Here is a 12170-nt window from a genome sequence, read left to right as displayed (position 1 = left end):
AGGGACCACAAACTCACAACAGCACCCCCGATGATCAGTCAGGGGATTATCGCTCTGTTAAAGTGATAATCAAGATATAAGCAGGTGCGTAAGCGCGCACCTGCACCGCGCTTTTCCGCGGCATTCCCCGCCGGCTGCGCCGGTGCCTTCGCTCATCTCTCCGGCGGACGGGTCGGCTTTAGCCACCAGTCCCTGGCGGCGGACGCCTCTCACCGCCATCCATGGCGGTTCGCCCCTGCCTGCGTTCTTCGCTCAGCGAGTCATGACGCTCTGGGAAGGTCAACGTCAAAAACACAAATGAAAACATAAAGAAAACATAAAGAAAACATAAAGAAAACATAAAATAGAGGATTTATCGCTTTTGAATCTGCCTTTATTTTTTGACCTTGTTGGCGCACTCAGGAATATTGCCGACGAGTCTGGAGGGCCGAGTGAGCCGCAGGGACGCGGCGAAAAGCTCTGCATCGCCGGGAGCGATTCAGAGCTGGCTCGATAAGCCCGCAAGACGTGGGAGGGAACCGGTGAAACCGGCAATATTTCCGCGCCTAGCCCGGGTTCAAAGGGGCGCGGCGATGGCGCTCCTTTGTCGGTTGAGGCATTGAGACTCAGGTAGAAAACAAAACTTATATCAACCGAAACCTGCTCCGAGCCTGCTTTAAAAGTCGGCCACCTTGAGAAATCAAGTCCAGCATGACAACCGAAGGGACCCACGCAGTGGGCAATTTATGCTGCGGAAAGCGCGGGTGCAGGGGACACGCTTTTGTCCCCTGCTTGATTGCTGATCTTCACACTCGAAGAACGAAAAAAAAGCCAAAGCAATCAACCAACAAAACCATCTTTTAAAAACCAATAACATCAATCTAAAATCAACTGAAACTTTCTCGGAGCCCGTTTTAAACGGAAGCAAAAAGGGGGGCTTCCCCCCCATAATCATCACTGTGCCGGAACTGGCACTGACTCTGGCTCATCCGGTTGCACTTCTTCCGGCGCAGAAGGAGCGCCCAACAACCCGAACAGACCAGCAAACTCTTGCAGGGTCATTTTCTGACCATTCAACTCAACCTGGTTATCCGCATAATGGAAACTGCTACGGATGGCATCGTCTTTCAGCGTGGTCAGTTTGAACATTTGACCCATGGCCGCCAGACCCTGAACTTGTTGTTCAGCCAGTTTTTGCGCTTCTTCAGCACTGTAACCTTGCAGCTTGCCTGACTGCGTCGCGATTTCCGTAGCCATTGGTACTGGAATAATCAGCGTTGCATCGACTTTCTTCAGCCACTGGGAGATCAGTTGGTCTTCAGTTTGCGCAGGTGCCTGATTAGGCTGCGGTGCATTCAAATCAACTTGTAAGGTGAAACTGCTTTCGCCTTTGGCATTTTTCCAGCTTAACGGATTCACGGAAATTACCGGTCCACCTTTCAACAGCAGGGGAAGATTCTGCACCAGGATATCAGCCATTTCCTGCTGATAGACGGCAGGATCAATCTGCTCGCCCTGTTGCAGTAACTGCATGGCTTGCTGATTGTACACGTCGGAGAACTGTTTCAGCGCTGCACCGTCAATGCGATCCACCTTGATGCTTAGTTTGCCGGAACCGAAATCATTGCCCTGAATTTTCAATGCATCCAGCGTGTAGTCGAACTGACCATGGATATTTTTGTCGTCTTCACCGAAAGTACTGTTCAAGGAAAAACCTTCAAGAACGGCACTGTCTTTTCCATCAACATTAATGGCGACCTGTTTGGCAGTGATTTTTTGATCACCCATGCCGAGCTGGAATTTGCCCTTGCTGGTGTTGCTGCTCATGGAAAGATCAGAAAGCGAAATTTTTTCCAACTGTCCCCATTGGTTCTGGGAGGTGACGATCAAACTGTTGCTCGAACCGTCAAAGCTGATTTTGCTCAGATCTTTCGCGATATCAACATCAAACGTAGCGCCGCCAAATTGCAGTTTGCTCGCATTCTTTTGGAAATCCACGGGGATGATATTGACCGTGGAGGAGGTGTCACCGCTATAGGAAATTCGCGAGTCGGCATTGATGAGCGACTTGCCTTTGGTGATTTCAAATAATCCTTTCACCGCAGGCGTATTTTCCAGTTCACTGTGAACTGAGGCCATACTCGGTATCAGGTTGAACTTTTTCAACTGGGCGAACGGGAACGGCCCGTGATCGATAGTTTCGATAAAGGCAATTTCATCGCCTTCTTTCAGCGCTTTTTCGCCCTTTGCTGCGGGATCTGCCTGCAGAACGTAGCGAACCTTACTGCTGAAAATGTTGCGTTGATAGTCCTGATAAACCAGCTTGATTCCAGCTTTAGGTAAATAGGTTTGAATCTGGCTATTGGCATTAGCAACCATTTCACCCATGCGCTGCTCAAATTGTTTGCCCGTGTACCATGCGGCACCTGTCCATGCTGCGCCAAGAATAACAATGACGCTGACAGCGACTAGCGATTTTTTCATAGTTCTGTTCATCCTTACAAAAGGCACTCAATTCACAATGCCGTTCACGTTGAGTGATTCAATCCATCTTATTAAAAAAACGCCCGCAGGCGTTTTAGCGTCGGTCAAACGTTCTTACTTTAGCAATTATTACAGCAAATCAGCTATTTTGCCTACTCCAAGTGGTTAAATACCCGTGCAACCCGCCCAACACCGCTAACATTCACTGGCGATTCGACGGCCGCAAGGAAGCAAGATTCACCGGGTTGCAAAACCACCTGCTGACCCTCTTTTTCCAGCACCGCTTCGCCTTCGACACAAAATACGATGGCGGCACTGTTTTGCGCCAGTGATTGCGGTTGTGCCGAGAGTGAATGGAGCGAAAATGCAAAGTCTTCGACCGGAATAGGGAAATTGAGTTCATTCCCGCGTTGCACCGGTGTTGTTAACAGACTGTCGCCGGCTTTGGACGTGAACTTCACATTGGCAATCAATTCAGGGATATCAATGTACTTTGGCGTTAGCCCGGCACGCAATACGTTATCCGAGTTGGCCATGACTTCCAGCGCGACGCCATTCAGATAGGCGTGCGGGGTTTCGGCATACAGGAACATGCCCTGACCGGGTTGCAGGGTAATGACATTCAGCAGCAGTGGGGAAAACAAGCCGCTGTCATCCGGGTAAAAGGCGGAAATGCTGCGAATGGCATCCCAGGCCTCCCCGCGTTGACTGTTCAGTGCGGCCTTCAATACGGCCAAAGCCAGCGATTTCTGTTCGCCACCCATCGCCAACAAACTTGCAAACAGCGAGGCCAGATGGGCTTCATCGGGGTGCTGCAAAAAGGTGGCGATATCATGATGCGCGCCAGAAACCGGTTGTAGCAGGGAGACAATTTCAGATAATGGGCGAAACCCATTCATTGCCTGGAAAGGAGTGAGGGCAAAGACCAGTTCCGGTTTATGGTTGGGATCTTTGTAGTTACGCTCAGCAGCATCCAGCGGGATTCCGGCAGCGTTCTCTTTGGCATAACCAGCTTCCGCTGCCTCTTTGCTCGGGTGAACCTGAATGGACAAGGGCTGATCGGCGCACAACACCTTGAACAGGAAAGGTAATTCACCAAATCGCGCAGCCACTTTTGCACCGAGGATGGCGGGCTGATCCCGGTTGATTACATCACGAAGAGAATGCGGATTGCCGCTATCATCATTGACCTGCGAACTGCTTTTGGGATGGGCACCCATCCACAATTCGGCCATAGGTTTACCTTGCGGATTGGCAATACCGTAAAGGCGGGTCAGCGCATCCTTACTGCCCCACGCATAGTTTTGCACCGCATTGAACATCTTTTGCATCGTTAGAACCTGTCGTGAATGATAAATATTGTTTAGTAAACAATGACTCGTACAGATTAGCAATAAGCAAAATCCAATAAATCGTAACGAGTCTCACAATCTGTTTCTGCTAAATGAAACGTCACCCGTCATACCCTTTAGCAGAAACGTCGAACTGAAAGTGAGTGGGCTGCAACTAACTTTTGATATTTAAGGGTCTATACTGGATGCGCCTGACGACCAACGCCGCTAATTTATTTTTATTCTACAAAGGAGAATGTAATGGCAGCCACTCGCATTGAAAAAGACTCGATGGGCCCAATTGAGGTTCCTGCTAACCAACTTTGGGGGGCACAGACTCAGCGTTCCCTTGAACATTTTCGAATATCTCAGGAAAAGATGCCGACTGCATTGATCCACGCATTGGCATTGACCAAACGTGCTGCTGCCAGTGTCAATATGGATCTCGGCCTGCTGCCCTCAGAGCGGGGGAACGCAATCATTGCGGCGGCAGATGAAGTGCTTGCAGACAAACACGGTAGTGAATTCCCACTGTCGATATGGCAGACCGGATCTGGCACTCAAACCAACATGAACATGAACGAAGTGCTTGCCAATCGTGCCAGTGAAATACTGGGGGGTGAACGAGGTAACGAACGGTTGGTTCATCCGAATGATGATGTCAATAAGAGCCAGAGTTCGAACGACGTTTTCCCAACGGCGATGCACGTTGCTGCGGTCATTGCCGTGCGTGAATACTTGCTGCCAGAGTTGAAGGTTCTGCATAAAACGCTGGCGGAAAAAGCCGAAGCTTTTAAAGACATCGTAAAAATAGGCCGTACCCATTTGCAAGATGCCACGCCGCTGACGTTGGGTCAGGAGATTTCGGGGTGGGCAATGATGCTGGAAAACAGTGAGAAGCATATTGAGGCGGCGGTACCGCATATCTGCGAACTGGCATTGGGCGGCACTGCCGTGGGAACCGGACTCAATACGCATCCTGAATACGCGGTTCGCGTGGCGAAGGCACTGGCAGAACTGACAGGACAACCTTTTATTACGTCACCTAATAAATTTGAAGCATTAGCCACCTGTGATGCATTGGTTCATGGTCACGGAGCATTGAAAGGTCTGGCAGCGTCGCTGATGAAGATTGCCAACGATGTACGCTGGCTCTCCTCGGGCCCGCGCTGCGGCATTGGGGAGATCGCTATTCCTGAGAATGAACCGGGTAGCTCCATTATGCCGGGCAAAGTGAACCCGACGCAGTGTGAAGCCATGACCATGCTGTGCGCCCAAGTTATGGGTAATGATGTGGCGGTAAATATCGGCGGTGCCTCGGGTAATTTCGAGCTGAATGTGTTCCGTCCGATGGTGATTCACAATTTCTTGCAATCGATTCGCCTGTTAGCTGACGGAATGAGTGGTTTTAACGAACATTGCGCCGTAGGTATCCAACCGAACCGTGATCGGATTACCCAGTTGCTGAATGAGTCGCTAATGCTGGTAACCGCATTGAATACGCATATTGGTTACGATAAATCGGCAGAGATCGCCAAGAAAGCGCACAAAGAGGGGCTGACCCTGAAGGGCGCGGCATTGCAGCTCGGTTATCTTACTGAAGATCAGTTCGACGAATGGGTGCGGCCGGAAGACATGGTTGGAAGTATGAAGAAGTGATGCGCTAAAACGCCCGCGAGCGGCTTTATTTAAAAGCCGCTCTGCTTATCCCAACGCTTTTACATGCCAAAGTCGGTATACAAATGCAGTCGTTTAATCAGCAGTCGCAAGGGTTGCGCTTCCGGTTTGTATTTATGCCGAACGGTACTCACATCATAGTTTGGCAATTCGCCGCATTTAGGAATCACCATCGTTGATGAGCGCTGGCACAGCGCGATCAAGGGCATGGGGCAGGGATGTTGCACCTGTTTCTGATTTTCCGGATACCAGACCCGGGCAATGGGCTGCACTTTTACGGGCCGTTTAATCTTCAGTATGGCCTGTTCCGGCAACCGTTTTACGTCGATGATTTCACGCGTCACGTTATCCATCCATTGTTCCCGATTGTAGGGAGGTACGGCGCGACCCGCCTTCAGGCTCTTTTCCAATTGCGTGAGAATCTCATCACGACTGACATTTTTGATAATGTGCTTATTGGCCCAACCAAATCGAACGGAAGCGGGATCGAGCAGATAACTGATGGTGCGATAGGCATTGAGCGTAATCAGCCCGTGCAGATGGGTATGAACAAATTTAAAGCGTTGTTCTCTCGCCAGGCCCGACTCAACGGTGACTATGTGCTCAAGTTCTGTCTTGAGTTTATTCACTTCTTCAATCAGCAATTGTGCTGCCTGATATTCGCCATGATCGACCGCATAACACAGTACGCCAGGTAGTCGGACGGCTGATTTACTGCTGATATTGTGATCGTTATGGTGAATGAATAACCGCTGGAAATGCTTTAACGCCAGCTCCTGGGCTTTTTCCCCTGCGGCAGGCGTTACGATGATGGTATCGGCTGGATCGTGTTCTTTCCCTTTCTCTATGGGAGGCAGGGTAAATGCTCTGGCCTGTAGCAATTCGAGTTTGCTGAGGAAGAGGGTGAGATCCTGCAACGACAGCTCGAGCTCGTTAAAACACGCATTTAATCGACCAATAAGATCATATTTACTCATTGCTTCTCCCTATTAGTTACAACATACATTTTAAGGGAATAAATCAAAAGTGCACACTTTTAATTCGATTATTATTTATTGTTAAGCAGGGGAGGAAGCGGCGGAGTCACTTGGGCCTTTTAATAGCGGGTTTTGTTATTTCTCAATGTGGCTGGTTTTAAAACAGGCTCGGAGCAGGTTTTGGTTGAGGTGAGTTTTGGTTTCTATTTGAGGCTTATATCTCAATGTCTGCCAACGTCAAAAGATAGCTTTGTTGGTTGATTGCTTTGGCTATGTTATTGATCTTTAAATATGAAGATCGGCAATCAAGCAAGGGGCGAAAGCGCGCCCCTTGCATCCGCGCTTTACGCAGCATGAATTGCCCGCGTTGCGGGTCCCCTCGGTTGTCATTCCGGCGGACGGGTCGGCTTTAGGCTACAGTCCCTGTAGCCGGACGCCTTTCGCCGCCATCCATGGCGGCTCATCCCTGCCTGCATTCCGCCCTCAGCAATTCATGATGCTCGGGGGGAAGGTCAAAAACAAAGACAAAGACAAAAGAAATACAGAAATAAAACCAAAATTAAAACATCAAGATTTCCTCAAGAAACTATCAACTCATCCGTTGTCTTATTTTTTGACGTTGCTGTTTCCGTTGACCTTCCCAGAGCGTCATGACTCGCTGAGCGAAGAACGCAGGCAGGGGCGAACCGCCAGGATGGCGGTGAGAGGCGTCCGCCCACATGGATGTGGGCTAAAGCCGACCCGTCCGCCGGAGAGATGAGTGAAGGTATCGGCGCAGCCGACGAGAAATGTAGCGGGAAAGCGCGGTGCAGGGCCGCGCTTACGGCCCTGCTTAGATGCCGATCTTCACACTAAAAGAACAAAATCATAGCGTAGGCATCTAACCAGCAAAGCTATCTTTTAAAAAAGGCTAGCAGCCTCACATCTACAAACCATCAGGGGCACGTTCATGCCCCCATAAACTTAATCACAACTGCGATGATCTCGCCGGACAACGATCCAACAACTCAACACTGCCATCATCATTGCGTTGTTCCATATAAATATCGAACCCCCACAAGCGATGGATATGCTTCATCACCTCGCGCCGGCTTTTATCCAAAGGAGCACGTTCGTGCGGTATATACCGCAGCGTCAACGAACGATCACCCCGCAAATCCACATTCCACACCTGAATATTTGGCTCATGGTTGCTGAGGTTATATTGTGCTGACAACTCCTGCCGAACGGCCCGATAACCTTCTTCATTGTGGATCGCCGAGATCTCCAGATAATTATTGCGATCATCGTCCAATACGGTAAACAACCGGAAATCACGCATCACTTTTGGCGACAGAAATTGGCTGATGAAACTCTCATCCTTGAAATCACGCATGGCAAAATGCAAGGTATCCAGCCAGTTACTGCCGGCAATATCAGGGAACCAATGATAATCCTCTTCCGTCGGTGACTCGCAGATGCGCTTGATGTCCTGGAACATGGCAAAACCCAGGGCGTAAGGGTTGATCCCATTGTAATAAGGGCTGTTATACGCGGGTTGGTATACAACATTGGTATGGCTATGCAGGAACTCCAGCATGAAACGATCGCTGACCAGACCCTCATCATACAGGTGGTTCAGAATGGTGTAGTGCCAAAACGTTGCCCACCCCTCATTCATCACCTGGGTCTGTTTTTGCGGATAAAAATACTGACTGATTTTACGCACAATACGCAGAACCTCGCGCTGCCAGGGCTCCAGCAACGGTGCATTCTTCTCCATAAAATACAGCAGGTTTTCCTGCGGTTCAGCAGGGAACCGGCGGGCGACTTCCGGGGCATCCTCACGCTCGCGGCGCGGCAGGGTCTTCCATAGCGAATTCACCTGACTTTGCAGGTATTCTTCCCGGCTTTTCTGCCGTGCTTTCTCTTCCACCAACGAAATTTTTTGTGGGCGCTTGTAGCGATCAACACCGTAATTCATCAGTGCGTGGCAGGAATCGAGCAGTTTCTCGACTTCCTCAACGCCATAGCGCTCTTCACATTCACTGATGTAATGACGCGCAAACAGCAGATAATCTACGATCGATCCCGCATCGGTCCAACTGCGGAACAGATAATTGTTCTTGAAGAAAGAGTTGTGTCCGTAACAGGCGTGCGCCATGACCAACGCCTGCATGGTGATGGTGTTCTCTTCCATCAGATAGGCAATACAGGGATTGGAATTAATGACGATTTCGTAAGCCAGACCCTGTTGGCCGTGCTTATAACGTTGTTCAGTCTCGATGAATTTCTTACCGAAAGACCAGTGGGTGTAATTGATCGGCATACCAATGCTGGAGTAAGCATCCATCATCTGTTCTGAGGTAATGACCTCAATTTGATGAGGATAGGTATCCAGACGATAGAGTTTTGCCACACGATCGATCTGATCCAGATAGACCTGCAGCAAATCAAACGTCCAGTCCGGTCCATCGCTCAGACGTTCATCCTGCTTAACATCATGTGTTGAAATAGTCATCAGCGCACCCTCATTGTTGTACGGCCTATTCGTAACGGCCCACTATCAATCGTAGCTCAAACTTTTCCAACCGTGGACTCAGCCCTGGGTTTTCCCGGCATTTATTTCTCGCGATAGCTGATAAAAAGCAGCAGCTTAGTTTGATCAGCCCAGCAGTCTCCATACCCCAACAACATTAGCGCGACTGAACGTCGTGGCGATACCAAAAGCGTATTCAGCGTTTAATTTGGTGTTTACTACTGCCTGTGCCGTTAATTATAAGAATTTAATATGGCTAAAAAGGCGAGCCTGACCGTTCATCAATACCTTTCAGATGCTGCTAACCTGCATATTTACCAGATTAATTCTCTCGCTGAAGGTATCACGCACGATCTTATCGCTATTTCTTGCCAGCCCTTGCAAATATCAGGGTATTCGACGATAAATATTTGTGAGACCAGTCACGATTAATGAATCATTTGTTGGAATGATTTTTCGGGTAGGTTAATTTTTCGTGAACAGAATATTATGCTTCATAATACCTTGTAGCGGAGTCGAGTATGCGCGTGTTGATTTTAGGAAGTGGCGTCGTCGGTGTTGCCAGCGCCTGGTATCTGGCCAAAGCGGGGCATGACGTAACGGTTGTCGACCGTCAATCGGGTCCGGCTGAAGAGACCAGTGCCGGTAATGCTGGGCAAATATCACCCGGCTATGCCGCGCCTTGGGCAGCACCTGGCGTACCGCTGAAAGCAATAAAATGGATGTTCCAGCGCCATGCCCCACTGGCTATCCGCCTCGATGGCAGCAGTTTTCAATTGCGCTGGATGTGGCAGATGCTACGTAACTGCAACATGTCCCATTATCAAACCAACAAGGGACGGATGGTACGCCTGTCCGAATATAGCCGTGACTGCCTAAAAGAACTGCGCCATGAGACCGGAATTCAATACGAGGGACGTCAGGGCGGTACGTTGCAACTTTTTCGAACGGCTCAGCAATATGAGAATGCGGCGAAAGACATCGCCGTTTTACGCGATGCCGGTGTGCCTTATCAACTGCTGGAGTCGAGTCAGTTGGCAAGCGTCGAACCGGCATTGGCAGGAGTGGCGCATAAACTGACCGGGGGGCTGCAACTGCCTAATGATGAAACCGGCGATTGCCAGTTATTTACCCGTCAGTTGGCAGAGATGGCGAAAAACATCGGCGTGAAGTTTGAATTCAATCGCCGCGTTGACAAATTGCTGGTCGATGGAAATCAGATCAGCGGCGTTCAGTGTGGTGAAGACGTGTTAACCGCCGAAGCGTATGTCGTGGCGTTCGGCTCATATTCCACGGCGCTGTTGCACGATTTGGTGGCGATCCCTGTCTATCCGCTGAAAGGCTATTCCTTAACTATTCCTATTATTGATGAAGCCTCAGCGCCGTTCTCTACCGTTCTCGATGAAACCTATAAAATTGCCATTACCCGTTTTGACCAGCGGATCCGTGTCGGTGGTATGGCGGAAATCGTTGGATTCAATACCCAACTCGAACAGGCGCGTCGTGAAACGTTGGAAATGGTGGTGAAAGATCTCTATCCCAACGGTGGCGATGTGGCTCAGGCAACGTTCTGGACCGGCTTGCGGCCAATGACGCCAGATGGTACGCCGGTGGTTGGCCGTACGCGGATCAAGAACCTTTATCTGAATACCGGCCACGGCACGTTGGGATGGACGATGGCATGCGGGTCAGGTCAGTTGCTGTCGGATATTATCTCCGGTATCACGCCAGCCATTCCGTCTGACGATCTGGCGGTTGCCCGTTACAGCCCAGACTTCCATCCGCAACAAAGCCGGGTAGGGCAGAAAGCATATCCGATAAGTTAACTATTTGATAAATTAAACTTTAATGTCTGAGTGTCATTGATACACTCAAATTATTCCCTGATTCAGGAGTCAGTATGCCCCGCCCGATACGCGCCATTCTGCATCTGTCAGCACTGCGTAATAATCTGTCGATCGTGAAAAAACAGGCTCCAGATACCCATGTTTGGGCTGTGGTGAAAGCCAACGCCTATGGTCATGGTCTGCAACGGATATGGCAATGTTTCGAGGCGGCGGAGGGGTTCGCGCTGCTGGATTTCAATGAGGCAATTCTGTTACGTGAGGCCGGTTGGCAGGGCAAAATCCTGCTCCTTGAAGGGTTTTTCCAGCCTGATGATTTGCAACAGATCGATCGCTATCGATTGACGACTGCGGTGCACAGTCACTGGCAGATTAAGGCAATAGAAGAGGCCACGCTCCGACATCCTTTAACGGTATACCTGAAACTGAACAGTGGTATGAACCGACTGGGTTTCGCGCCAGAGGAGCTGCTCCCGGTTTGGCAAACGCTGCAAGAGTTGCCCAATGTCGGCAATGTGGTGATTATGAGCCACTTTGCTCACGCTGATGACGTGGAGGGGGTTGAACAGCAACTCGCCGTTATCCGTCAAGCCAGTAAACATATCGACGCAGGACAATGCCTGGCAAACTCGGCTGCAACGCTCTGGCATCCGCAAACGCACGGTGTGGCGGTGCGTCCCGGAATTATTCTGTATGGCGCGTCGCCCAGCGGCAAATGGTGCGATATTGCGAATTATGGACTGAAAGCGGCGATGAGTTTGCGCAGCGAGATCATTGGCATTCAGACACTGTCTGTAGGTGATCGGGTTGGGTATGGCGGTCGCTATCACTCAGATAAAACGCAGCGGATCGGCATTGTGGCCTGTGGCTATGCAGACGGCTATCCACGGCATGCGCCGACCGGTACACCGGTTATTGTGGGAGGGGTGCGAACCCAAACACTGGGAACACCCTCAATGGATATGCTGGCCGTCGATCTTAGTGCCTGCCCGCAGGCGGAAATTGGCACTGACGTTGAATTGTGGGGGCAGGTATTACCCGTTGATGATGTGGCGCTGGCTGCCGGCACGCTGGGTTATGAGCTTCTGAGTGCGCTGGCGGCACGTGTGCCGGTGATTATTGAGAAGTAAGCCGGCTTCGGTTGGTGTGGGATTGGTTTTTACCTTAGCGTTAACGTTAAAAAATAGTTTTGTTGGTTGAACGCTTTGGCTAAGTCGTTGTTCTTTAAGTGTGAAGTTTGGCGTTCAAGATACCGTCTTGTCACCTTAGTTGGCAAGACGGATTTCTGCATTGAATTTCATTCCTGACTTCAATACTCCATAGGCCAATTGCAAGAGTTTCCTCATTGCCGCGCAAATCC

General features: G+C 50.1%; 8 protein-coding genes. 4 read left to right on the top strand and 4 right to left on the bottom strand.

Features of this window, described 5'->3' with window-relative positions:
* Positions 1–933 precede the first annotated feature (933 nt).
* Both DRI82_RS23060 and manA read right to left on the bottom strand, forming a co-directional pair.
* Positions 934–2463 (bottom strand): YdgA family protein, encoded by a 1530-nt coding sequence (locus DRI82_RS23060; RefSeq protein WP_114196232.1) that lies wholly within the window; start codon positions 2461–2463, stop codon positions 934–936.
* Between the two features lie 152 nt (positions 2464–2615).
* Positions 2616–3794 carry a mannose-6-phosphate isomerase gene (gene manA, locus DRI82_RS23055; RefSeq protein WP_114196231.1) on the bottom strand — a complete coding sequence of 393 codons (1179 nt, stop codon included), beginning with the start codon at positions 3792–3794 and terminating at the stop codon, positions 2616–2618.
* Between the two features lie 261 nt (positions 3795–4055).
* Here manA and fumC point away from each other — a divergent pair, with 261 nt between their 5' ends.
* On the top strand, positions 4056–5453 hold the full coding sequence (gene fumC / locus DRI82_RS23050; protein WP_114196230.1) for a class II fumarate hydratase: 1398 nt from the start codon (positions 4056–4058) through the stop codon (positions 5451–5453).
* Positions 5454–5512: 59 nt separating this feature from the next.
* Here fumC and tus read toward each other — a convergent pair whose 3' ends face one another.
* Together tus and DRI82_RS23040 are read right to left on the bottom strand one after the other, a co-directional pair.
* Complete coding sequence (gene tus, locus DRI82_RS23045; protein WP_114196229.1) at positions 5513–6448, bottom strand: DNA replication terminus site-binding protein; 936 nt, start codon at positions 6446–6448, stop codon at positions 5513–5515.
* Between the two features lie 967 nt (positions 6449–7415).
* Entirely contained in the window at positions 7416–8948 is a 1533-nt protein-coding gene (locus DRI82_RS23040; RefSeq protein WP_114196228.1) for a SpoVR family protein, read from the bottom strand.
* A 270-nt stretch (positions 8949–9218) separates the two neighbouring features.
* Here DRI82_RS23040 and DRI82_RS23975 point away from each other — a divergent pair, with 270 nt between their 5' ends.
* From DRI82_RS23975 to dadX, 3 genes are all read left to right on the top strand, one after another.
* The gene (locus DRI82_RS23975; RefSeq protein ID WP_157968133.1) at positions 9219–9398 is read left to right on the top strand and encodes a hypothetical protein; all 180 of its coding nucleotides are present in this window, start codon (positions 9219–9221) and stop codon (positions 9396–9398) included.
* Positions 9399–9487: 89 nt separating this feature from the next.
* Complete coding sequence (locus DRI82_RS23035) at positions 9488–10792, top strand: D-amino acid dehydrogenase (protein WP_114196227.1); 1305 nt, start codon at positions 9488–9490, stop codon at positions 10790–10792.
* 74 nt (positions 10793–10866) lie between these two features.
* Positions 10867–11940: a catabolic alanine racemase DadX gene (dadX, locus tag DRI82_RS23030; protein ID WP_114196226.1), complete on the top strand. Its 1074-nt coding sequence runs from the start codon at positions 10867–10869 to the stop codon at positions 11938–11940.
* Positions 11941–12170 lie beyond the last annotated feature (230 nt).

This window comes from Edaphovirga cremea, from assembly GCF_003332275.1.
GTDB classification, from domain to species: domain Bacteria; phylum Pseudomonadota; class Gammaproteobacteria; order Enterobacterales; family Enterobacteriaceae; genus Edaphovirga; species Edaphovirga cremea.
The sequence above is the reverse complement of the archived record's forward strand: the minus strand, read 5'-3'. Positions and strand labels throughout refer to the sequence as shown.

What these genes read in the sequence shown, in the direction of transcription:
- DRI82_RS23060 (WP_114196232.1), bottom strand. Translation starts at nt 2,463, where the DNA reads ATGAAAAAATCGCTAGTCGCTGTCAGCGTCATTGTTATTCTTGGCGCA.
- manA (WP_114196231.1), bottom strand. Translation starts at nt 3,794, where the DNA reads ATGCAAAAGATGTTCAATGCGGTGCAAAACTATGCGTGGGGCAGTAAG.
- fumC (WP_114196230.1), top strand. Translation starts at nt 4,056, where the DNA reads ATGGCAGCCACTCGCATTGAAAAAGACTCGATGGGCCCAATTGAGGTT.
- tus (WP_114196229.1), bottom strand. Translation starts at nt 6,448, where the DNA reads ATGAGTAAATATGATCTTATTGGTCGATTAAATGCGTGTTTTAACGAG.
- DRI82_RS23040 (WP_114196228.1), bottom strand. Translation starts at nt 8,948, where the DNA reads ATGACTATTTCAACACATGATGTTAAGCAGGATGAACGTCTGAGCGAT.
- DRI82_RS23975 (WP_157968133.1), top strand. Translation starts at nt 9,219, where the DNA reads ATGGCTAAAAAGGCGAGCCTGACCGTTCATCAATACCTTTCAGATGCT.
- DRI82_RS23035 (WP_114196227.1), top strand. Translation starts at nt 9,488, where the DNA reads ATGCGCGTGTTGATTTTAGGAAGTGGCGTCGTCGGTGTTGCCAGCGCC.
- dadX (WP_114196226.1), top strand. Translation starts at nt 10,867, where the DNA reads ATGCCCCGCCCGATACGCGCCATTCTGCATCTGTCAGCACTGCGTAAT.